The 22,749-nt window shown below is 53.2% G+C and carries 23 protein-coding genes and 1 other annotated feature; of the genes, 10 read left to right on the forward strand and 13 right to left on the reverse strand.

The genetic code is table 11. The annotated features are described in order from the left end of the window. Window positions 1-30: 30 nt before the first annotated feature. Window positions 31-957 (reverse strand): DNA-binding transcriptional regulator DsdC, encoded by a 927-nt coding sequence (gene dsdC / locus C2U41_RS22215; protein ID WP_003023900.1) that lies wholly within the window; start codon window positions 955-957, stop codon window positions 31-33. Window positions 958-1,186: 229 nt separating this feature from the next. Between dsdC and dsdX the strand changes: the two genes are divergently transcribed. Both dsdX and dsdA read left to right on the forward strand, forming a co-directional pair. After that, window positions 1,187-2,524 (forward strand): D-serine transporter DsdX, encoded by a 1,338-nt coding sequence (gene dsdX / locus C2U41_RS22220; protein ID WP_103848853.1) that lies wholly within the window; start codon window positions 1,187-1,189, stop codon window positions 2,522-2,524. A gap of 17 nt (window positions 2,525-2,541) precedes the next feature. Then, the gene (gene dsdA / locus C2U41_RS22225) at window positions 2,542-3,864 is read left to right on the forward strand and encodes a D-serine ammonia-lyase (protein ID WP_103848852.1); all 1,323 of its coding nucleotides are present in this window, start codon (window positions 2,542-2,544) and stop codon (window positions 3,862-3,864) included. A gap of 12 nt (window positions 3,865-3,876) precedes the next feature. Here the strand turns inward: dsdA and C2U41_RS22230 are convergent, their stop codons facing one another. The 6 genes from C2U41_RS22230 to ibpA form a co-directional block, all read right to left on the reverse strand. Next, window positions 3,877-4,389, reverse strand: a complete 513-nt coding sequence (locus C2U41_RS22230) for a radical SAM protein (protein ID WP_103848851.1) — start codon at window positions 4,387-4,389, stop codon at window positions 3,877-3,879. Window positions 4,390-4,403: 14 nt separating this feature from the next. Then, the gene (locus tag C2U41_RS22235) at window positions 4,404-4,766 is read right to left on the reverse strand and encodes a DUF202 domain-containing protein (RefSeq protein ID WP_003023890.1); all 363 of its coding nucleotides are present in this window, start codon (window positions 4,764-4,766) and stop codon (window positions 4,404-4,406) included. Then, complete coding sequence (locus C2U41_RS22240) at window positions 4,756-5,103, reverse strand: YidH family protein (protein ID WP_003023888.1); 348 nt, start codon at window positions 5,101-5,103, stop codon at window positions 4,756-4,758. The genes C2U41_RS22235 and C2U41_RS22240 overlap by 11 nt, the downstream gene beginning before the upstream one ends. Before the next feature lie 185 nt (window positions 5,104-5,288). Next, window positions 5,289-6,950 carry a putative transporter gene (locus C2U41_RS22245; RefSeq protein WP_032950587.1) on the reverse strand — a complete coding sequence of 554 codons (1,662 nt, stop codon included), beginning with the start codon at window positions 6,948-6,950 and terminating at the stop codon, window positions 5,289-5,291. Window positions 6,951-7,074: 124 nt separating this feature from the next. Further along, window positions 7,075-7,503, reverse strand: coding sequence for a small heat shock chaperone IbpB (gene ibpB / locus C2U41_RS22250; protein ID WP_003840609.1), 429 nt, complete (start codon window positions 7,501-7,503; stop codon window positions 7,075-7,077). A gap of 92 nt (window positions 7,504-7,595) precedes the next feature. Then, window positions 7,596-8,009 (reverse strand): small heat shock chaperone IbpA, encoded by a 414-nt coding sequence (gene ibpA / locus C2U41_RS22255; RefSeq protein ID WP_003023882.1) that lies wholly within the window; start codon window positions 8,007-8,009, stop codon window positions 7,596-7,598. Next, window positions 8,003-8,075: a sequence feature (ROSE (Repression Of Heat Shock gene Expression) occurs in the 5'-region of heat shock genes and acts as an RNA thermometer to modulate expression.), on the reverse strand. (Overlaps the previous gene by 7 nt.) Before the next feature lie 238 nt (window positions 8,076-8,313). Here ibpA and C2U41_RS22260 point away from each other — a divergent pair. Next, entirely contained in the window at window positions 8,314-8,646 is a 333-nt protein-coding gene (locus C2U41_RS22260; protein ID WP_003023879.1) for a YceK/YidQ family lipoprotein, read from the forward strand. Between the two features lies 1 nt (window position 8,647). Here the strand turns inward: C2U41_RS22260 and C2U41_RS22265 are convergent, their stop codons facing one another. Further along, on the reverse strand, window positions 8,648-9,874 hold the full coding sequence (locus C2U41_RS22265; protein ID WP_032937120.1) for a DUF3748 domain-containing protein: 1,227 nt from the start codon (window positions 9,872-9,874) through the stop codon (window positions 8,648-8,650). A gap of 99 nt (window positions 9,875-9,973) precedes the next feature. On the opposite strand from C2U41_RS22265, the gene cbrA reads away from it, so the two are divergent. Continuing rightward, complete coding sequence (gene cbrA, locus C2U41_RS22270) at window positions 9,974-11,092, forward strand: colicin M resistance lipid reductase CbrA (protein WP_032937118.1); 1,119 nt, start codon at window positions 9,974-9,976, stop codon at window positions 11,090-11,092. Between the two features lie 4 nt (window positions 11,093-11,096). On the opposite strand, the gene yidA is transcribed toward cbrA, so the two are convergent. The 5 genes from yidA to dnaA form a co-directional block, all read right to left on the reverse strand. Then, entirely contained in the window at window positions 11,097-11,909 is an 813-nt protein-coding gene (yidA, locus tag C2U41_RS22275; RefSeq protein WP_003840602.1) for a sugar-phosphatase, read from the reverse strand. Between the two features lie 206 nt (window positions 11,910-12,115). Next, window positions 12,116-14,530 carry a DNA topoisomerase (ATP-hydrolyzing) subunit B gene (gene gyrB, locus C2U41_RS22280; protein WP_003844435.1) on the reverse strand — a complete coding sequence of 805 codons (2,415 nt, stop codon included), beginning with the start codon at window positions 14,528-14,530 and terminating at the stop codon, window positions 12,116-12,118. 28 nt (window positions 14,531-14,558) lie between these two features. Beyond that, a complete protein-coding gene (recF, locus tag C2U41_RS22285; protein WP_003844434.1) occupies window positions 14,559-15,632 on the reverse strand; it encodes a DNA replication/repair protein RecF in 1,074 nt (357 codons plus the stop codon). A gap of 138 nt (window positions 15,633-15,770) precedes the next feature. Next, window positions 15,771-16,871 carry a DNA polymerase III subunit beta gene (gene dnaN / locus C2U41_RS22290; RefSeq protein WP_003023863.1) on the reverse strand — a complete coding sequence of 367 codons (1,101 nt, stop codon included), beginning with the start codon at window positions 16,869-16,871 and terminating at the stop codon, window positions 15,771-15,773. Between the two features lie 4 nt (window positions 16,872-16,875). Then, window positions 16,876-18,279: a chromosomal replication initiator protein DnaA gene (gene dnaA, locus C2U41_RS22295; protein WP_003023861.1), complete on the reverse strand. Its 1,404-nt coding sequence runs from the start codon at window positions 18,277-18,279 to the stop codon at window positions 16,876-16,878. Window positions 18,280-18,576: 297 nt separating this feature from the next. Between dnaA and C2U41_RS30200 the strand changes: the two genes are divergently transcribed. The 6 genes from C2U41_RS30200 (at window position 18,577) to mnmE (ending at window position 22,743) form a co-directional block, all read left to right on the forward strand. Further along, a complete protein-coding gene (locus tag C2U41_RS30200) occupies window positions 18,577-18,657 on the forward strand; it encodes a hypothetical protein (protein WP_418222139.1) in 81 nt (26 codons plus the stop codon). Between the two features lie 228 nt (window positions 18,658-18,885). After that, window positions 18,886-19,026 (forward strand): 50S ribosomal protein L34, encoded by a 141-nt coding sequence (rpmH, locus tag C2U41_RS22300; protein WP_003023858.1) that lies wholly within the window; start codon window positions 18,886-18,888, stop codon window positions 19,024-19,026. A gap of 17 nt (window positions 19,027-19,043) precedes the next feature. Further along, window positions 19,044-19,403, forward strand: a complete 360-nt coding sequence (rnpA, locus tag C2U41_RS22305; RefSeq protein WP_003023848.1) for a ribonuclease P protein component — start codon at window positions 19,044-19,046, stop codon at window positions 19,401-19,403. Further along, entirely contained in the window at window positions 19,367-19,624 is a 258-nt protein-coding gene (gene yidD / locus C2U41_RS22310) for a membrane protein insertion efficiency factor YidD (protein WP_003023846.1), read from the forward strand. The genes rnpA and yidD overlap by 37 nt, the downstream gene beginning before the upstream one ends. Window positions 19,625-19,626: 2 nt before the next feature. Further along, window positions 19,627-21,273, forward strand: coding sequence for a membrane protein insertase YidC (gene yidC / locus C2U41_RS22315; protein ID WP_003023844.1), 1,647 nt, complete (start codon window positions 19,627-19,629; stop codon window positions 21,271-21,273). 105 nt (window positions 21,274-21,378) lie between these two features. Next, window positions 21,379-22,743, forward strand: a complete 1,365-nt coding sequence (gene mnmE, locus C2U41_RS22320) for a tRNA uridine-5-carboxymethylaminomethyl(34) synthesis GTPase MnmE (protein ID WP_086538661.1) — start codon at window positions 21,379-21,381, stop codon at window positions 22,741-22,743. Window positions 22,744-22,749: the final 6 nt, after the last annotated feature.

The following is a 22,749-nucleotide window of genomic DNA, read 5'->3' on the forward strand; positions in this document are numbered from 1 at the left end:
GAGAAAGCGTAAAAAATATTCGCGGTCCGCTTATTTTACCTGTTCCTGAAGCCAGCTAATAAACGCCTCGATTTTCGGCCACTGCCTGCCGGGCAGCGTGGTGATGTAGTAATGCTGATGGCATTTCAGCGCCATATCGCCAAAAGGCGCGACCAGTTCTCCGCTGTCGAGACGTTTTTGCACCAGACGCTTTCGGCCCATCGCCACGCCGATATGGTTCATGGCGGCAATTACCGCTAAATCAGAACGATCGAAACCAATCCCCGATGATGTCGGCAAATTCGCCGAAAAATGCTGCGCCCAGCTGTGCCATTCATCGGTTCCTGAGTCGTTACTCCATGCCTGTCTGTCGTGCAGCAAGGTGCAGTGCGGCAAATTAACTAACGAACCGGTAAGGTCATGGCGGCGAGCGTAGTCCGGGCTGCATACCGGCAGGATCTCTTCATCCATCAGGAAGTGGTGCGTAAGCTGCGCGGAGGGCGCATCGTCAAAATAGATAGCCAGATCGACCCCGGCACGCTGCAGATTGACGTTGTCGTTTCCGGTCAGGATGGTCAGTGAAATTGACGGGTAGCGACGGGTAAAGTCACCGAGCGCCGGAACCAGCCAGCACTGGGCGATAGAAGGTCGAGAGTAAACGGTGAGCGTCCCGGACAACTCCTGATTTTTAATATCGAGGATTTCCTGATTCAGCGTATCCAGCGACGATTTCAGCGCCCAGAATACCCGCTTACCCTCGTGGGTGAGTTCCACTTTACGGTGCGAACGGACAAACAGCTGAATGCCCAGTTCATCTTCCAGTTGATTAATGCGATGGCTGACGGCGCTGGGGCTTAACGACAGCTCATCTGCCGCCAGCGCAAACGACTGATGCCGGGCCGCCACTTCAAAAGTATACAGCTTTGACAGCTGCCAGCCATTGAGCAGCCGGTTTCTGACCTCGCGTAGGGGATCCAAACTCACCTCCTGTCCTCCTGATTCATTCGCCGGAGTGTAAAAAACTTCGCTGCAAAAATCAGCATAAAGATGAATCAAGGTGAACCATATCGCATAAACATAGCGTAATTAGACATAAATCACTCACTTGATGCAATCTAGCTCATGTGAAAGGAGATTTATATCGTTTGTCAGACGGTGCCTTATTTTTGTCCAATAACCTTATATTAATCACAGGGCAAGGTGAGCTATGCACTCTCAAATCTGGGTTGTGAGCACGCTGCTGATAAGCATCGTGTTAATCGTTTTGACCATCGTGAAGTTCAAACTCCACCCGTTTCTGGCGCTGCTGTTAGCCAGTTTCTTCGTGGGTACGATGATGGGGATGGGGCCGCTGGATATGGTCAATGCCATTGAGAGCGGCATCGGTGGTACGCTGGGCTTCCTCGCGGCGGTTATCGGCCTTGGGACCATTCTGGGCAAAATGATGGAAGTGTCCGGCGCGGCCGAACGCATCGGTCTGACGCTGCAGCGCTGCCGCTGGCTTTCCGCCGACGTCATTATGGTGCTGGTCGGGCTAATTTGCGGGATCACGCTGTTCGTTGAGGTCGGCGTGGTGCTGTTGATTCCACTGGCCTTTTCGATTGCTAAAAAAACCAATACCTCATTACTGAAGCTGGCGATTCCGCTGTGTACGGCGCTGATGGCGGTACACTGCGTCGTACCTCCGCATCCGGCCGCTCTGTTCGTGGCGAATAAGCTGGGCGCAGACATTGGCACCGTGATTGTCTACGGCTTACTGGTGGGTTTAATGGCTTCGCTTGTCGGTGGGCCGCTGTACCTGAAATTCCTCGGTAACCGTCTGCCATTTAAACCAGTACCGGCTGAGTTTTCCGACCTGAAAGTGCGTGATGAAAGCACGCTGCCATCGCTGGGCGCGACGCTGTTTACCGTACTGCTGCCGATTGGCCTGATGCTGGTCAAAACCGTCGCTGAGCTGAACATGGCGAAAGGCAGTACGCTGTATACGCTGTTGGAGTTTATTGGTAACCCGATCACCGCGATGTTTATCGCCGTTTTCGTAGCCTATTACATTCTCGGTCTGCGTCAGCACATCGGTATGGGTGCGCTGCTGACCCACACCGAAAACGGTTTTGGCTCGATTGCTAACATTTTGCTGATTATCGGCGCAGGCGGCGCATTCAACGCTATTCTCAAGAGCAGCGGGCTGGCGGATACTCTGGCGCTGATCCTCTCAAACATGCATATGCACCCGATTCTACTGGCGTGGCTGGTCGCTCTGATTCTGCATGCGGCGGTAGGCTCTGCCACGGTGGCGATGATGGGCGCAACGGCAATCGTGGCACCGATGCTGCCACTCTACCCTAACGTAAGCCCGGAGATCATCGCCATTGCCATCGGTTCCGGCGCTATTGGCTGCACGATCGTCACCGATTCCCTGTTCTGGCTGGTGAAGCAGTATTGCGGCGCCACCCTGAATGAAACGTTCAAATACTATACGACCGCGACATTTATCGCGTCCGTTATTGCACTGGCTTGCACATTCCTGCTTTCCTTTATTATCTAAGCGCGAAGAGACTGACTATGGAAAACATTCAAACACTTATCGCCCAGCATCCTTTAGTGGAAGATCTGGTGGCTCTGAAAGAGACAACCTGGTTTAACCCTGGCACCACCTCTCTTGCGGAAGGTTTACCGTATGTTGGCCTGACAGCACACGACGTTGAGGACGCCCACACGCGTCTGACGCGCTTCGCACCGTATCTGGCGCAGGCCTTCCCGGAAACCGCCGCCACCGGGGGCATTATCGAATCTGAGCTGGCCGCAATCCCTGCCATGCAAAAACGGTTGGAAAAAGAGTTCGGGCAACACATTAACGGCGAAGTCCTGCTGAAGAAAGACAGTCATTTGCCGATTTCAGGCTCGATTAAAGCGCGTGGCGGCATTTATGAAGTACTGACCCATGCGGAAAAACTGGCGCTGGAAGCCGGTCTGCTGACCACCAAAGACGATTACCGTGTTCTGCTTTCGCCGGAGTTCAAACAGTTCTTCAGCCAGTACAGCATCGCGGTTGGCTCCACCGGCAACCTGGGGATGTCGATTGGCATCATGAGCGCCCGTATCGGCTTCAACGTTACGGTCCATATGTCTGCTGATGCCCGCGCGTGGAAAAAAGCCAAACTGCGCAGCCACGGCGTAACGGTGGTGGAGTACGAAGAAGATTACGGCGTGGCGGTTGAACAGGGTCGCAAAGCGGCAGAGTCCGATCCGAACTGCTTCTTTATCGATGATGAAAATTCCCGCACGCTGTTCTTAGGCTATGCGGTGGCTGGTCAGCGTCTGAAAGCGCAGTTTGCGCAGCAGGGGCGCGTGGTGGATGCCGATCATCCTCTGTTTGTCTACCTACCGTGCGGTGTCGGTGGCGGCCCTGGCGGCGTGGCATTTGGCCTGAAGCTGGCATTCGGCGATAACGTGCACTGCTTCTTCGCTGAACCGACTCATTCACCGTGTATGCTGCTGGGGATTTACACCGGGCTGCACGATACCATTTCCGTACAAGATATCGGCATCGATAACCTGACGGCGGCGGATGGATTGGCGGTGGGTCGCGCATCGGGCTTTGTTGGCCGGGCGATGGAACGTCTGCTCGACGGTCTGTACACCCTGGACGATCAGACAATGTACGATATGCTGGGCTGGCTGGCGCAGGAAGAAAGCATTCGTCTTGAGCCATCGGCGCTGGCAGGCATGGCTGGCCCTCAGCACGTTTGCGCCTCCAAGGCTTACCAGCAGATGCATGGCTTCAGCGCGGATCAGCTCAATAACGCCACGCACCTGGTGTGGGCGACCGGCGGCGGCATGGTGCCGGAAGCTGAAATGGCGCAGTATCTGGCCAAAGGACGTTAAATACCGCTGAGCTTAACGCAGCATCGCCATCAGCTCTATCGGTGAGCGATGCTGCTTAAGCAGGTCACGCATCACGCGCATATGCGGTGCGGTATGATTGAAGAAAGCCTGATATCCTGCACACAGCACGCCCTTTCCATTTTCCTCGCAGTACGCAGGACAATCACCATGGTAATATTGAAACAATGAGCATGTCTGGCAACGCGTATTTATTGATGACATGGTCTGTCGTTCAATCTGTGCTGCCAGACCACACCACTGGCGGAGCGTTTTGTCGAAAAGCTGGATAGATATCTGATTAATATCTTCACGTACCCAGATATCAAATATCGTAATTAAAAATCGGCCCCACGCCTCAGACGTAACCGATTCGTCTGTCAGATGACCTGAGCCATCGTGCTTAACCAGCGGAATAAACTGTACCAGGCGAACATTTCCTTGTTGCAAACCACGGTACACTTCAACTGGTTGTAAACACTTCTGGTGGTCAATCACCACGTTTAAAACATCATCACTAACATCCATGTTCTCACATCCTGTCATGCAAAATTCCCGATAAATACGATAAGTTGGCGAACATGCGTTACAGCAAACAGTATTGCGAGGGATAACACCGCGAGGGAGATCATAAATTTGTCACGCACCGCACGAGATTCAGAAAAATCGCTATGTGTAACATCCATCAGATTACGGCTGCGGGTATAGCGCCAAAGTACGATTCCCACCATCGCCAGCACCACAATTGAAACCCAAAACAGGAAGCCCGCCTGATGCCAGTTGTGCTTCAGCGCCAGCGCCATTAACGCACCATAACCCAGCAGGGTACGAAACCAGGCCAGCGATGTTCGCTCCGGTTGTAACCCCGGGTCGGCGATACGTCGCGATTTGCGGCTATCCGGCATACAGCACCAGCGTCATGACAATCACTGCCACAATAGTCAGCATAACGCTGATAATCAGCAGGCTGTGGGTGTAGGGCAAGTCCTCTTTCAGTCGCATTGCCTTTTCGTTACGTAGCCAGCGCAGGTAGCCGTAGATCGCCAGACCGCCGGCAAACAGACACAGCAACAAGGCAAGCGCCTCACGGATGACCGGCGTGGCAAAATCCGGGGCAAGTTGATCAAGGCCAACCCCCGCCGCCAGAAATCCGAGCGCGGTGCGGATCCACGCCAGAAAGGTACGTTCATTTGCCAACGAGAAGCGATAGTCCGGTGCTTCCCCAAGGCGAGAAATCTTCATGACAGCTCCTTAAATATTGTTATCTGATCGTTATACCGGAACAGTTAAGGAGTATGAACCTGATTCTCAAACGAAAGGGCGAGTCTGGTGATGAGACAATGGAAAAGAGAGAGGGTGTTTGTAATGCCGGATGGCGAGTTGCGTTTTATCCGGCCTACAGGAGATGCAGGCCGGATAAGTCAGTTTTAACCTAATCCCCAGAAGAGCACCGCCAGCAATTGCGGGGTGATAATCCTCAGGAACATGACCAGCGGATAAACGGTGGCGTAGGAGAGCGCAGCCGCCCCGCTGGTGGCATGCAGGTTGTTAGCAAACGCCAGCGCAGGAGGATCGGTCATTGAGCCGGCCAGCATGCCGCACAGCGTCAGATAGTTCATTTTGGCGAAGATCCGTGCCAGCAAGCCCACGGTAATGAGCGGAATCGCGGTAATGAAAATACCGTAGCCCACCCAGCTCAAGCCATCGCCTTGCGTCAGGGTATGAACAAAATCACCGCCTGACTTCAGACCAACCACCGCGAGAAACAGTACGATACCCAACTCTCGCAGCGCCAGGTTAGCGCTGGGAGGCATAAACCAGTACAGCTTACCGATGCTGCCAATACGTCCAAGAATCAAAGCCATAATCAGCGGCCCACCGGCCAGCCCCAGCTTCAACGCCACCGGGAAACCCGGGATAAACAGCGGGATTGACCCCAGCAGAACACCCAGTCCGATACCGATAAATACCGGCAGCATCTGCACCTGCTGCAGTTTTTGCTGCGCGTTACCGACAACATTAGCAACGGCGTCAATCGACGAAGGGCGCCCAACCAGATTGAGGATGTCCCCGAATTGCAGGCTAGCGTCGCTGCTGGCTACCAGTTCAACCCCCGCACGGTTCAGGCGGGAGATCACCACGTCGTAACGTTCTTTAAAGTGCAGATCGCGGATACGTTTACCCAGCACTTGTTCGTTGGTCACCACCACGCGCTCAACGCGTAAATCAGTCCCGCGCGTCGACAACGATGTGTCCACCTCCTGACCAATCACCACCTGCGCGTTGTGCAGATCGGCTGGCTGCCCGACCAGGTGTAGCAGGTCGCCCATCTGGATAACTGTCCCTGGCGACGGCACCATCAATGTCTCGTCCCGTTTCAGACGCGAGCAGATGATTTTGTCGCTGTTCAGAATCGGGACATCCTGAATTGCCATATTGTTGATGTTTGGGTTTTCCACACGGATGTTCATCGTCTGAATCAGTGCGTGCCCGTTGGTTAGCGTGGATTCATGCTGCTGGGCTTCAGCATCGACGTTAACGCGGAAAATAAGGCGCATCAGCCACATGGTGAGTAAAATTCCGCAAATGCCGAAAGGATAAGCCATGGCATAGCTCATCCCCATCTGGTCTACCACATCGCCAGGGGTACCCAGATCGCGCAGAATTTGCTGCCCGGCACCCAACGCTGGGGTATTGGTGACCGCCCCGGAGAATATACCCAGTACCACGGGAAGAGGAATGGCAAAAAGCTTATGCAGAATCGCGGTGACCAGGCCACCCATGATGACAATCAGCACGGCAAACAGATTCAGCCGCAGGCCCGAAACGCGCAATGACGCAAAAAAGCCCGGTCCGACCTGGATACCGATGGTGTAGACGAACAGGATCAGGCCAAATTCCTGAATAAAATGCAGCATATCGCCGCTCAGGGTCATCCCTGCCTGATCGACAAAATGCCCGACAATAATACCGCCGAACAGTACACCTCCGATGCCAAAACCCACACCACGTATTTTTACGTTGCCGATCCATAATCCGACAACCGCCACTAATGCCAGAACGCTGACCGTCAATGCTATATCACTCATTATCCTGTTCCCTGTGAATAACATCATTAAGTAAATGGATTCTCGCAGAGTACAGTCGCAATGTATGGGTGGTAAAGCACAAAAAAGCCCCGTCATTTCTGGCGGGGCAAAGGCAAGGAGCTATTTAACTATTTAATGCGGGACGTTCGCTGATAGCGATACGTTGTGGAGCAATGGCTTCAGGTTCATTCCGGGTCAAATCGATATGCAGCAAGCCGTTAGTGAAGCTTGCGCCGGAGACCTCCATATTTTCAGCCAGCGTAAAGCTCAGGCTGAACGGCTGAATGACCAGCCCCTGGTGCAACCATTTGGTCTCTTTTTCCGGCTGCTGCGGCGTACCTTTCACGGTCAGGCGCGTACCTTCCAGTTGAATATCCAAATCTTCCTGGCGGAAACCGGCTAACGCAAGGGTAATGCGGTAGTGGTTATCATCGCTCTTTTCGATGTTATAAGGCGGGAAGCTCTGGCTTTCACCGGTGTTTTGCAAAGCATTGGCCAGTTTGTCAAAACCGATCCATTGACGCAGCAGTGGGGATAAATCGTAGTTACGCATAATAATCTCCTTCTAAGAAGCGAGTAGGTACCTTTCGGCTCCCTGACGGCAAGCCGATGACTTAGCAAGGCCGCCTGAAGCGGCCTATAGAATTAGTTGATTTCGATGCGGCGCGGCTTATTCGCTTCAGGAATCACGCGCTCAAGATCGATATACAGCAGACCATTTACCAGGTTTGCGCCGCGAACATGAATGTTCTCCGCTAACTGGAACTTACGTTCGAAGTTGCGCTCGGCAATACCCTGATACAGGTAAGTACGTTCTTTTTGATCGTCCGCATGGGCGCCTTTCACCACCAGCAGATTATCCTGGGCAGTAATTTCCAGTTCGCTTTCGGCAAAACCGGCAACGGCAATTGCAATGCGGTAATGGTTTTCGTCTACCAGCTCAACGTTGTACGGAGGGTAGCCGCCATTGCTTTGGCCCTGATTGTTTTCCAGCAGGTTAAACAGACGGTCAAAACCAATAGCAGAACGGTACAGCGGGGATAAATCAAAGTTACGCATAATTAATAGCTCCTGAAATCAGCGAGAATAATTGACCTTCCATCATGGACAGGTCAGGTAGCCAGGACACCCATCAGGCATGCCCTTCATTTGTCTACACTCTAAAAATGGGTCTTAATACAAACTTTTCAAGCGTATTCATCTGACTTTTTTTGCAGTTTGTTGTCTATTGCATACACTGGGGGGAGCAGTTGTTCTCGTTAAATCGCGATGGCCGCCACAGTGCGACGAAATGGTGATGTTATTTTCGCAACGGATCGCTTTAACTCACCATGCAAACACGATAAATACAGATGAATAAATGATGATTAAAAAAATGTTGGTAACACTGACGATGTGTAGTGGGATGGCGTTTGTAAGCGGCTGTTCCAGCATCATGTCGCATACCGGTGGCAAAGAAGGGACATATCCTGGCACGCGAGCCAGTGCCACAATGATTAGCGAAAGTGATACGAACTGGGGAACCAAGTCACTGGCGATTCTGGATATGCCTTTCACCGCGGTGCTCGATACGGTATTGCTACCGTGGGATCTCTTTCGCAAAGACAACTCGGTGAGATCCCGCGTAGAAAAGAGCGAGGAGAGAACCCAGGCCACGAACGCCGTTATTCCCCCGGCAGAAATGTCCGCTCCATAAGTTAACGCCCGGTTTCAGTCACCCACAGCTGGCGGAAACCCTCGACGTCTTCCATCCACGCAACCTGTCGACCATCAGGGGAGAAGACGATCGCATCGGCCGACGGCGGGTTACCATGCCGTTCCGTTAAAAAATCAATCTTGCCCGTTTGAACATCACAACAAGCAATTCTGTTCTCCAGTACAAATCCCAGCCATTTCCCCGATGGGTGCCAGTTTAAGGCTGACTGAATATTCGTAGTGCATTGGGTAAGCTGACGCGGTGCTCCCCCCTGTGGGGAAATCAGCCATAACTGCACAATACCGCTGTCATCACGCATTAAAAACGCAATCTCAGACGCCTTTGGATTACTGCGTACCCAATGGCGAGGTTGATTCACTAGCCCCGGGAAGACGCGCTCATGGGTAAACGTCAGGCGACGTTGACAAATACCGGATGGCGGCGCAGGCATGGTCATGTCAGTCCCCTCCAGAGGCGCGTCCCCCGGCTGTTTCCAGTCGTTTTCATCCAGTGGCAAATCGACAATAAACAATTCCGGTACTTTTTCGCCATTCACTGACAACGTATCGCCGATAAACGCCAGCCTGTTTTCTCCTACCCAGCCCTCTTCATAGGCACGGTTAATCTCATCGCTACCCGGTTTTGGCGTTGGTGTCGTCTGGCTCACCAGCACGCACCAATGGCTGCCACTGTATTCACGCGGATGCTGCGCGAAGACCTTCACCGGCCCATACGGTGCAGCCACGCCGACGTTGCGTAAATCCAGCGCCGCCGAGCGCTCATGCAAAACATGGTCGTTATAGGTGAAACTGACAAACTCACCGTTTGGGCTAAAGACATGCACATGACTCCCGCCACGCAGCGCGCCTGGCGTGTACGGCGCGGTAATATCCATCGCATCCAGATTCTCCACCCCAGCCTGCGTAACAATCACCCCACGACGATGATGGAAGTCGTAATGCCATGTTTCATCAGGATTTTCAGGCCCATGAATGAATACATATTTTTCCGACTTTGGATGAACGGTCACCACGCCAACGTGCGCTCCCTGAGTAGCCCGGTAAATCACCTCCAGTTCGCCAGTATGGATATTGACGCGCTCAATTGTTTCACCGGTAAAGGAGGCGCCAGAAGGACGCACATCAAAGACCAGCCACTGGCTGTCCGGTGTCCAGGTGTTAATATTGGTAAGCTGATGATTACGCGGCGTAAAGGTGATTTGCTTCATGGGATGCCCTGATACAAGACGATTAAAGCAATCATACTTCACAAGCACTTCACTTTCAGGCTTTAGCGTATCGCCATCTTCATTTTTGCGGACAGAAAGATGGAACATTTTGACGTGGCGATTATCGGATTAGGTCCGGCAGGCGCAGCGCTGGCGCGGCAGTTGAGCGGAAAAATGCGCGTGATTGCGTTGGATAAAAAACGCCAGTGCGGCAACGAAGGTTTCACTAAACCCTGCGGCGGTCTGCTGGCCCCGGACGCCCAGCGTTCGTTTATCCGCGATGGTATAACCTTACCCGTTGATGTCATCGCCAACCCGCAGATTTTTAGCGTTAAAACTATTGATGTTGCCGCTTCTTTGACGCGTAACTACCAGCGCAGCTACATTAATATCAACCGCCATGCTTTTGATTTATGGCTTAAATCTCTCATCCCTGATGATGTGCAGGTGTACCACGACAGCCTGTGTCGGAAAATCTGGCGCGAGGGCGATAAATGGCATGTTATCTTCCGCGCCGACGGTTGGGAGCAGCAGATCACCGCGCGTTATCTGGTGGGGGCAGACGGTGCGAATTCACTGGTGCGCCGTCATCTCTATCCCCAGCACCAAATCCGTAAATATGTCGCTATTCAACAATGGTTTGCGGAGAAACATCCTGTGCCGTTCTATTCCTGTATTTTTGATAACGATGCAACTGACTGTTATTCATGGAGTATCAGCAAAGATGGCTATTTTATCTTTGGTGGCGCCTACCCCATGAAGGACGGACAGGCACGCTTTGACGCGCTGAAGGAGAAGCTGAAAGCGTTCCATTTCCAGTTCGGCAAACCGGTGAAAAGTGAAAAATGTACGGTGCTGTTCCCCTCACGCTGGAAGGATTTCGTCTGCGGTGAAGACAATGCGTTTTTGATTGGCGAAGCGGCCGGTTTTATCAGCGCCAGCTCGCTGGAAGGGATTAGCTATGCGCTGGACAGCGCGGAGATCCTCAAATCAGTACTGCTGCGGGATACGCCAGATATGAATCACGCTTACCGTAAAGCCACCCACAGGTTACGTCTCAAACTGTATGGCAAAATCCTGAAAAGCCGAGCCCTGACGTCGGCATTTTCCCGTAAATGGATTATGCGCAGCGGCGTGGCGCATATTCCCCAGGGAGACCATTCAGCACCACAAATCATGGCTGAAACAGGGCAAATGAAACAAGGCACTTGCCCATAATTTCTTAATTCAGCGCAAATTTCTCAATGGCATACGCGACGCCATCTTCGAGGTTGGATTTGGTCACGAAGTTGGCTATTTCTTTGACTGATGGAATAGCGTTGTCCATGGCAACACCCACGCCTGCGTATTCAATCATCGCGATGTCGTTTTCCTGATCGCCTATCGCCATCACCTCTTCGGCTTTAATACCTAACGCATCGGCCAGCGATTTTACGCCAGTGCCTTTATTGACGCGTTTATCGAGGATTTCGAGGAAATACGGCGCACTTTTCAATACGGTGTACTTCTCTTTTACTTCTGCTGGGATGCGCGAGATGGCTTTATCGAGGATCTCCGGTTCATCAATCATCATCACTTTCAGGAACTGGGTTTCTGGATCCATTTTCTCGGCTTCACAGAACACCAGCGGGATGGTCGCGACAAACGATTCGTGCACCGTGTAGTAGCTGATATCACGGTTCGCGGTATACAACGTGTTGCGATCGAGGGCGTGGAAATGTGAGCCAACTTCCCGGGAAAGCTGCTCCAGATAGCGATAATCATCATAGCTTAACGCAGTTTGCGCTACGGTACTGCCATCTCCAGCTTTCTGCACCAGCGCACCGTTGTAGGTAATGCAGTAGTCACCGGGCTGTTCCATATGTAGTTCTTTCAGATAGCTGTGAACGCCGGCATACGGGCGTCCCGTGGTCAGCACCACATTCACGCCACGCGCGCGCGCTGCGGCAATCGCCGTTTTGACCGCAGGTGAAATGGTGTGATCGGGCAGCAGAAGTGTGCCATCCATGTCGATAGCAATAAGTTTGATAGCCATGAGTTCCCCGGATTAAATGAGTCCGTCCTCATGCTAACGCGATTCCGCTCAAAAAACAGCTACGAAAAGGGGGATAGAAAGGGGAATCGAGATTCCCCTTTTGACAATCGATGGTAGGCCGGATAAGGCCTGAGCCGGCAAACGTAAACGAACTGCCTGATGACGCTTCGCTTATCAGGCCTACAGGAGCAGGCCTGAGATACATGTTAGATATCGATGTTCGCCGCTTTCAGGGCGTTCTCTTCGATAAACGCGCGACGCGGTTCAACGGCATCACCCATCAGCGTGGTGAACAGCTGGTCGGCAGCAATCGCATCCTTCACGGTAACGCGCAGCATACGACGGCTTTCCGGATCCATGGTGGTTTCCCACAGCTGTTCCGGGTTCATCTCGCCCAGACCTTTATAACGCTGGATAGCGAGGCCGCGACGTGACTCTTTCTGCAGCCATTCCAGCGCCTGCTCGAAGCTGGCAACCGGCTGGCGACGTTCGCCACGTTCGATAAACGCATCGTCCTCGATCAGTCCACGCAGCTTCTCGCCGAGCGTACAAATACGACGATATTCGCCACCGGTCACAAATTCATGCTCCAGCGGATAATCGGTATCAACGCCGTGGGTACGCACGCGGATCACCGGCTCGAACAGGTTCAGTTCAGCGTCTTTACGCACAAAGCTGTTCCAGGTGCTGCCGTGAACTTCGTTTTCATTCAGTACGTTAACCAGCTGGGACACCCAGGCAGTGACTTTCGCTTCATCAGCCAGATCGGCTTCAGCCAGCGTCGGCTGATAAACCAGTTCTTTCAGCAGCGCTTTCGGGAAACGACGTTCCATACGGCCAATCATTTTCTGCGTCGCGTTGTATTCAGAAACCAGTTTTTCTAACGCTTCACCCGCCAGGGCTGGTGCGCTGGCGTTGGTGTGCAGCGTGGCGCCATCAAGGGCGATAGAGATCTGGTACTGATCCATCGCTTCATCGTCTTTGATGTACTGTTCCTGCTTGCCTTTCTTCACTTTGTACAGCGGCGGCTGTGCAATGTAAACGTGGCCGCGCTCAACGATTTCCGGCATCTGACGATAGAAGAAGGTCAACAGCAGCGTACGGATGTGCGAGCCGTCGACGTCCGCATCGGTCATGATGATGATGCTGTGATAACGCAGTTTGTCCGGGTTGTACTCGTCGCGACCGATGCCGCAGCCCAGCGCGGTGATCAGCGTCGCCACTTCCTGAGAAGAGAGCATCTTGTCGAAACGCGCCTTCTCAACGTTAAGAATTTTACCCTTGAGCGGCAGAATCGCCTGGTTCTTACGGTTACGACCCTGCTTCGCAGAGCCGCCCGCTGAGTCCCCTTCCACCAGGTACAGTTCAGAGTGAGCCGGGTCGCGTTCCTGACAGTCCGCCAGTTTGCCCGGCAGACCCGCTAAGTCCAGCGCGCCTTTACGACGGGTCATTTCACGCGCGCGACGTGCAGCTTCACGGGCACGCGCAGCATCAATAATTTTGCCGACAACGATTTTCGCGTCAGACGGGTTTTCCAGCAGGTATTCGCTCAGCAGTTCGTTCATCTGCTGTTCTACCGCCGATTTCACCTCAGAGGAGACCAGCTTGTCTTTGGTCTGTGAGGAGAACTTCGGATCCGGTACCTTCACGGAAACAACGGCAATCAGGCCTTCACGGGCATCGTCACCGGTGGCACTGACTTTGGCTTTTTTGCTGTAGCCTTCTTTGTCCATGTAGGCGTTCAGGGTACGGGTCATCGCCGCACGGAAACCTGCAAGGTGAGTACCGCCGTCACGCTGCGGAATGTTGTTGGTGAAGCAGTAGATGTTTTCCTGGAAACCATCGTTCCACTGCAGCGCAACTTCAACGCCGATACCGTCTTTTTCGGTGGAGAAGTAGAAGATATTCGGGTGGATCGGCGTTTTGTTTTTGTTGAGGTATTCAACAAACGCCTTGATGCCACCTTCGTAGTGGAAATGGTCTTCTTTGCCGTCGCGCTTATCGCGCAGACGAATAGAGACGCCGGAGTTCAGGAATGACAGCTCACGCAGACGCTTCGCCAGAATGTCGTATTCGAACTCAACGACGTTGGTAAAGGTTTCGTGGCTTGGCCAGAAACGGACCTGAGTCCCCGTCATTTCTGTTTCGCCAGTTACTGCCAGCGGCGCCTGCGGCACACCGTGCACGTAAGTTTGCTGATGCACTTTGCCTTCACGACGAATCACCAGTTCCAGCTTCTGTGACAGGGCGTTAACGACGGAAACACCCACACCGTGCAGACCGCCGGAAACTTTATAGGAGTTATCATCGAATTTACCGCCTGCGTGCAAAACGGTCATGATAACTTCCGCTGCCGAAACGCCCTCTTCCGGGTGAATACCGGTTGGGATACCACGGCCATCATCGGTAACGGACACGGAGTTGTCAGCGTGAATCGTTACCACGATATCTTTACAGTGACCCGCGAGCGCTTCGTCGATAGCGTTATCTACCACCTCGAATACCATGTGGTGCAGACCGGTGCCGTCATCCGTGTCGCCGATATACATACCCGGGCGCTTACGCACCGCATCCAGTCCTTTCAGGACTTTGATACTGGAGGAGTCATAAGAATTCGACATCAACGTTTCTCGCTCATTTTATCTTGGGTTAATCCGTTATTTTACCCTTTTCCACGGTAAACATCTTCGAATTTTCATCGGACATGTCTATAACGTGTTCAGCGCTAATTGCGCTGACAAAGACCTGAGATTGCGTGGCTTTTAAGCGGCTGGCCAGCAGCCCGCGACGCGCATCATCCAGTTCAGAGGCAAAATCATCTATCAGGTACAGGCAGCGCCGTCCGCTTTCGCGGGTCAGGAACTCCCCTTGCGCCAGACGTAAGGCGCACATCAGCAGCTTGAGCTGCCCACGCGACAACGTATCTTCCACCGGCGCACCGTCGGCGCGAATGCGGAAATCCGCCTTATGCGGACCGTGCGCGGTGTAGGTCAACATGCGATCGCGTTCAAAACTACGTTCCAGCACTTCGGCGTAATCTGTCTCTTTCTCCCAGCCGCGCTGGAAAGAGAAGGAGAGAGAAAACTCGGGAAGAAACTGCTGGCAGGTATCCGCCATATCCTGCGCGATACCGGCGCTGTACTCCGCGCGCCAGGTGCTGATTTGTTCCGCCAGTGGGATCAGTTCTTTATCCCACGGGCGCAGTTGCTCATAACGACTCACCTGGCGCAGCGCTGCATTGCGCTGCTTGAGCAGTCGCTTCAGGTTACTCCAGGCGGTGAAAAATCCGGCTTCATTGTGAAAGCATCCCCAGTCAAGGAATGCTCTTCTGTATTTGGGGCCGCCATTGAGTAAAGTAAACCCCTCAGGCGTGATCAACTGCATCGGCATCAGGTGCGCCAGTTCCGCGACCTTGTGCCCGTCAGTGCCGTCAATGCGCACTTTGCTGTCACCCAGTTTGTCTTTCGTCAGGCCAATCGACGTCTCACGTTCTTCACCCTGCAAACGCCCGTGTAAAACAAACGACTCCTGCTCGTGGCGAATCACGCGGCCAATCTGCAAACTGCGAAACGCCCGACCATGGCCGAGCGTATAGATAGCTTCCAGCACGCTGGTTTTGCCGCTGCCGTTAGCGCCTACCAGAAAGTTAAAGCCGGGAGATAAAGCGAGATCCGCATTTTCAATATTGCGGAAATCTTTAATCAGGAGTCGGGATAGCGACATATCAACTCATAACCAGGGCGTTATCGTCGCAGTTAGTCTGGTTACGGCCAGCGCACAGCAACCGGAGCGTACTGAAGTACGTGAGGATTGCGAGCACTGCCCGGAGCCAGAATAACAAGTAAGATAGCCCGATATTCTTTACAAGCGCATAGGCATGACGACATAGGCTGCAGATTGTGACGCTGCATCTTCAATCTGTACGCTCGATACGGAATCGGTCAGCAGAATACGTACGTTCTCGCACTTCAGCGCGTTCAGAACGTCAAGCACGTAGCTAACGTTAAAGCCGATTTCCAGTTCAGTACCAGGATAGGAAACATCCAGAATTTCTTCTGCTTCTTCCTGCTCCGGGTTGTTGGCAGTGATTTTGAGCTGGTTTTCGCTGACATACAGACGCACGCCACGGAATTTCTCGTTGGAGAGAATCGCCGCACGCGCAAACGCCTGTTTGAGGATATCGCAACCGGCTTCCAGATGTTTGTCCGGATTCTTCGGCAATACGCGGCGATAATCCGGGAAACGACCGTCAACCAGCTTGGAAGTAAAGATGAAGTCACCAACGTGCGCACGAATATTGTTGCTGCCAATCTGCACGCGCAGCGGGTTATCGCCGCCGTCGAGCATACGCATCAGTTCAATCACACCTTTACGCGGTACGATCACCGAATGGCTAGGCAACGGCTGACCGACAGGCATTGAACAGACCGCCAGGCGGTGACCGTCGGTCGCCACGGTACGCAACTCTTCCCCTTCGGTTTCAAACAGCATGCCGTTTAAGTAGTAACGCACGTCCTGATGCGCCATCGAAAACTGCGTGGCTTCAATCAGGCGCTTCATTGTCGCCTGTGGCAGGGTGAATTCGACTTCGCTCTGCCAGTCGTCCAGATTCGGGAAGTCGGCGGCAGGCAGCGTAGACAGCGAGAAACGGCTGCGGCCAGAACGCACCAGCATACGGTCGCCTTCCAGTTGAACGGCAATTTCCGCCCCTTCTGGTAATCCACGGCAAATATCGAAGAATTTACGCGCCGGAACGGTGGTCGCACCAGGTTCATGAGGCTGGATCAGCGCCACGCGCGCCACCATCTCCATTTCGAGATCGGTACCGGTAAGCGAAAGGGTGCCGTCAGCAACCTGCAGCAGCAGGTTTCCGAGGATCGGCAGTGTAGGACGTCCACCCAGCGGGCCGCTGACCTGCTGAAGCGGTTTTAATAAATGTTCACGTTCAACGGTAAATTTCATAGCGTCACGAAGATAATGTTCTGATTAAATTGGAGAAATCTTCTTTAATATCATGGCTTTCTTCACGCAACTGCTCAATCTTGCGGCAGGCATGAAGCACGGTAGTATGGTCACGCCCACCAAACGCGTCGCCAATTTCCGGCAGACTGTGGTTAGTGAGCTCTTTTGCCAGCGCCATCGCCATCTGGCGCGGACGAGCTACCGAGCGAGATCGACGCTTAGAAAGCAGATCCGCAATTTTGATTTTGTAATACTCCGCCACCGTCTTCTGGATATTGTCGATGGTGACCAGCTTTTCCTGCAAAGCCAGCAGATCGCGCAGCGCTTCACGCACGAAATCGATAGTAATCGCCCGGCCGGTAAAATTGGCGTTGGCGATCACGCGGTTCAGTGCGCCTTCCAGCTCACGTACGTTAGAGCGTAGACGCTTGGCAATAAAGAACGCTACTTCACCCGGCAGACGAATGTCGTTTTCGTCGGCTTTTTTCATCAGGATCGCAACACGCGTTTCCAGTTCAGGCGGTTCGATCGCGACAGTCAGTCCCCAGCCAAAACGGGATTTCAGACGATCTTCAACGCCGTTGATCTCCTTCGGATAGCGATCCGAGGTCAGGATGATCTGCTGATTGCCTTCCAGCAGGGCGTTAAAGGTGTGGAAAAACTCTTCCTGCGATCGCTCTTTATTCGCGAAGAATTGGATATCGTCAATCAGCAGCGCGTCAACGGAACGGTAGTAGCGTTTAAACTCTTCGATCGCATTGTTTTGCAGGGCTTTGACCATGTCCTGCACAAAACGCTCGGAGTGCATATACACCACTTTGGCGTTTGGCTTACGCGCCATAATGCCGTTACCGACAGCGTGCAGCAGGTGAGTTTTACCCAGGCCCGTACCGCCATAAAGGAATAACGGATTGTAGGCGCCGCCAGGATTGTCCGCCACCTGACGTGCCGCCGCGCGCGCCAGTTGGTTAGATTTACCTTCAACGAAGTTATCAAACGTGTGTTTGACGTTGACGTTAGAACGATAGGTAGGTTCTGCCGGAGCCGGGACGTTATCCCAGCCTGGACGCGCCGCCGGAGCAGCACGTTGTGGTTGCACTTGCTGAGTCACGTGGGCGGGCGCAACAACGTTGTTGACCGGCGTTTTCAGCGTTTGCGTGACGGGTTTAGTACCGACTTCAAAGCGCAGCTGTGGGGCATCCGCTCCACAGAAATTATTGAGTAATCCATTAATATTATTAAGGTATTTATCCCTTACCCAATCGAGCACGAAACGGTTTGGCGCGTACAAAGCCAGCGTGTTATCGCTCAGTTCCGCCTGCAACGGGCGTATCCACATACTGAACTCTGTGGCTGGTAACTCATCCTGCAATCGGGCAAGACACTGCTGCCAAAGCGAAAGTGACACGGCGGACTCCACTCGAACAAAAGTCGATAAATGACAAAGGCTGAAACATTCATGATTGTTGACGCACACCGACAAGACCCTATGCAAAGGGTGACGTGCGAATTGCTATCTGCAATTTTTACCCGATCAGGATCCATTGAAACGATCAGGACCGCGGATCATAGCGTAAACTGAGAAAGAGATCTTCTGTTTCTCACAGATTCTTCCCGATTTATCCACAGGATGATCCAGAATCGGCTAAGTGTAAACGATCCTGGAGAAGTGCTGCAGGTTTTAGCGCGCATATTGAAAAAATTAATGAGTAAAGATGCTTTACTGCTTAAACGATCTAATAAAGATCCCGAGCGATCCTTGCGCTTTATCCACCAGCCCGTATAATTCTTACCCCCAGCGAGTAACGGTCGCCTTACGGCGTCAACGCTGCCTGTTTTTTACGCGAAACCATGCGGAAAAAAGCGGGAAATAAGGAAAGAGAATTGACTCCGGAGTGTACAATTATTACAATCCGGCCTCTTTAATCACCCACACTGTGGCGTAAGTCGTTCGAAATTCGTTCGGGTATACGCAAAAGTCAGTGAATTTATTCAAGTTTAGGTAGAAATCGCCATGAAACGCACTTTTCAACCGTCTGTACTGAAGCGCAACCGTTCTCACGGCTTCCGTGCTCGTATGGCTAATAAAAATGGTCGTCAGGTTCTGGCACGTCGTCGTGCTAAAGGCCGTTCTCGTCTGACCGTTTCTAAGTAATAAAAGCTAGCCCCTGAGTGGTTAAGCTCGCATTTCCCAGGGAGTTACGTTTGTTAACTCCCACTCATTTCACATTCGTCTTCCAGCAGCCACAACGGGCTGGCACGCCGCAAATCACCATCCTCGGCCGCCTGAATTCGCTGGGGCATCCCCGTATCGGTCTTACAGTCGCCAAGAAAAATGTTAAACGTGCGCATGAACGCAATCGGATTAAACGTCTGACGCGTGAAAGCTTCCGTTTACGTCAGCACGACCTTCCAGCAATGGATTTCGTGGTGGTGGCGAAAAAAGGGGTTGCTGACCTCGATAACCGTGCTCTCTCGGAAGCGTTGGAAAAATTATGGCGTCGCCATTGTCGCCTGGCTCGCGGGTCCTGATAGCCCTCATTCGGGTCTATCAACGCCTGATCAGTCCGCTGCTTGGGCCGCATTGCCGTTTCACTCCAACCTGTTCGAGCTACGGAATTGAGGCATTGCGCAGGTTTGGAGTGATAAAAGGCAGTTGGTTGACGGTGAAACGCGTATTAAAATGCCACCCTTTACACCCTGGTGGTGACGATCCCGTCCCGCCCGGACCATTTGATACCAGAGAACACTAACGATGGATTCGCAACGCAATCTTTTAGTCATCGCTTTGCTGTTCGTGTCTTTCATGATCTGGCAAGCCTGGGAGCAGGATAAAAACCCGCAACCTCAGGCCCAACAGACCACGCAGACAACGACCACCGCAGCGGGTAGCGCCGCAGACCAGGGCGTACCGGCCAGTGGCCAGGGGAAACTGATTACGGTTAAAACTGACGTGCTTGATCTGACCATCAACACCCGTGGTGGTGATGTGGAACAGGCTTCACTGCCAGCTTACCCGAAAGAACTCGGTTCTACCGAACCGTTCCAGTTACTGGAAACCACGCCACAGTTCATCTATCAGGCACAGAGTGGCCTGACAGGTCGTGACGGCCCGGATAACCCGGCTAACGGCCCGCGTCCGCTGTACAACGTCGAGAAAGACGCGTTTGTACTGGCTGACGGTCAGAACGAACTGCAGATCCCGATGACCTATACTGACGCAGCGGGTAACACATTCACTAAAACGTTTGTACTCAAGCGTGGTGAATATGCTGTCAACGTTAACTACAGCGTGCAGAACGCCGGCGAAAAACCGCTGGAAGTCTCCACCTTTGGTCAGCTGAAGCAATCCATCAATCTGCCATCTCATCGCGACACAGGTAGCAGCAACTTTGCGCTGCACACCTTCCGCGGCGCGGCGTACTCCACGCCGGATGAGAAGTATGAGAAATACAAATTCGACACCATTGCTGAAAACGAAAACCTGAACGTCAATGCTAAAGACGGCTGGGTCGCAATGCTGCAACAGTATTTCGCAACGGCATGGGTTCCGCGTAACGACGGCACCAACAACTTCTATACCGCTAACCTGGGTAACGGCATTGCCGCTATCGGCTATAAGTCACAGCCGGTACTGGTACAGCCTGGCCAGACTGGCGCGATGACCAGTACCCTGTGGGTCGGCCCGGAAATTCAGGATAAAATGGCGGCCGTTGCACCGCACCTGGATCTGACCGTGGATTACGGCTGGTTGTGGTTCATTTCTCAGCCGCTGTTTAAACTGCTGAAGTGGATCCATAGCTTCCTGGGTAACTGGGGCTTCTCCATCATCGTTATCACCTTTATCGTTCGTGGCATCATGTACCCGCTGACCAAAGCGCAGTACACCTCCATGGCGAAGATGCGTATGCTGCAGCCGAAGATTCAGGCAATGCGTGAGCGTCTGGGCGATGACAAACAGCGTCAGAGTCAGGAAATGATGGCCCTGTACAAAGCTGAGAAGGTTAACCCGCTGGGCGGCTGCTTCCCGCTGATCATCCAGATGCCAATCTTCCTGGCGTTGTACTACATGCTGATGGGCTCCATTGAACTGCGTCATGCGCCGTTCGCTCTGTGGATCCATGACCTGTCTGCACAGGACCCGTACTACATTCTGCCGATTCTGATGGGCGTGACGATGTTCTTCATTCAGAAGATGTCTCCGACCACCGTAACCGACCCGATGCAGCAGAAGATCATGACCTTTATGCCGGTCATCTTCACCGTGTTCTTCCTGTGGTTCCCGTCAGGTCTAGTGCTGTACTATATCGTCAGCAACCTGGTAACCATTATTCAGCAGCAGCTGATTTACCGTGGTCTGGAGAAGCGTGGCCTGCATAGCCGCGAGAAGAAAAACTCCTGATTCGGTGTAGGCCGGATTAGGCGAAGCCGCCATCCGGCAAACGGAACATAAAGTAAAGGGCGGTCATTAGACCGCCTTTTTTATTGCATTAAGAAGAGACAAACCATGAGCCATAACGACACCATCGTCGCTCAGGCCACCCCACCGGGACGTGGTGGCGTGGGTATCCTGCGTATCTCCGGCCTGAAGGCGCGTGAGGTCGCCGAAACCGTACTGGGGAAACTACCCAAACCGCGTTACGCCGATTATCTGCCGTTTAAAGACGCGGATGGCAGCACGCTGGATCAGGGGATTGCCCTGTGGTTCCCCGGCCCGAACTCCTTTACCGGCGAAGACGTTTTAGAGCTTCAGGGCCACGGAGGTCCGGTGATTCTTGACCTGCTGCTCAAACGTATTCTGACCATTCCCGGGCTGCGTATTGCCAGACCCGGTGAATTCTCCGAGCGCGCGTTTCTCAATGATAAGCTCGATTTAGCCCAGGCCGAGGCGATTGCCGACCTGATCGATGCCAGCTCGGAGCAAGCCGCTCGCTCGGCGCTGAACTCGTTGCAGGGTGCATTTTCCGCACGGGTAAATCATCTTGTGGAAGCGCTCACTCACCTGCGCATCTATGTGGAAGCAGCGATCGACTTCCCGGATGAAGAAATCGACTTCCTGTCTGACGGCAAGATTGAAGCGCAACTCAACAACGTTATCAGCGATCTCGATGCTGTTCGTGCCGAAGCGCGTCAGGGTAGCCTGCTGCGCGAAGGGATGAAGGTAGTCATTGCCGGTCGCCCTAACGCCGGGAAATCGAGCCTGCTGAACGCGCTGGCAGGCCGTGAGGCGGCTATTGTGACCGACATTGCGGGGACGACTCGCGACGTACTGCGTGAGCATATTCATATCGACGGTATGCCGCTGCACATCATCGATACTGCCGGTTTGCGCGATGCCAGCGATGAAGTTGAACGCATTGGTATCGAACGTGCCTGGCAGGAAATCGAACAAGCCGACCGTGTGCTGTTTATGGTGGATGGCACCACCACCGATGCCGTGGACCCGGCTGACATCTGGCCAGACTTTATTGCCCGTCTGCCAGCCAAACTGCCAATTACCGTGGTACGTAACAAAGCGGATATTACCGGTGAGACGCTGGGCCTTAGCGAAGTAAATAGCCACTCACTGGTTCGTCTCTCCGCACGTACCGGTGAAGGCGTTGACGTACTGCGTAACCATCTCAAACAGAGTATGGGCTTTGAAACCAATATGGAAGGCGGCTTCCTGGCGCGTCGTCGTCACCTGCAGGCGCTGACAGAAGCTGCAGAGCATCTCGAGCAGGGTAAAGCCCAACTGCTCGGCGCATGGGCCGGAGAATTGCTGGCAGAGGAGCTACGTCTGGCGCAGCAGAACCTCAGTGAGATCACCGGGGAATTTACCTCCGACGATCTGCTGGGACGAATTTTCTCCAGTTTCTGTATTGGTAAGTAACGTTGT

This window comes from Citrobacter freundii complex sp. CFNIH4 (genome assembly GCF_002934505.1).
In the GTDB taxonomy this organism is placed as follows: Bacteria; Pseudomonadota; Gammaproteobacteria; order Enterobacterales; family Enterobacteriaceae; genus Citrobacter; species Citrobacter freundii.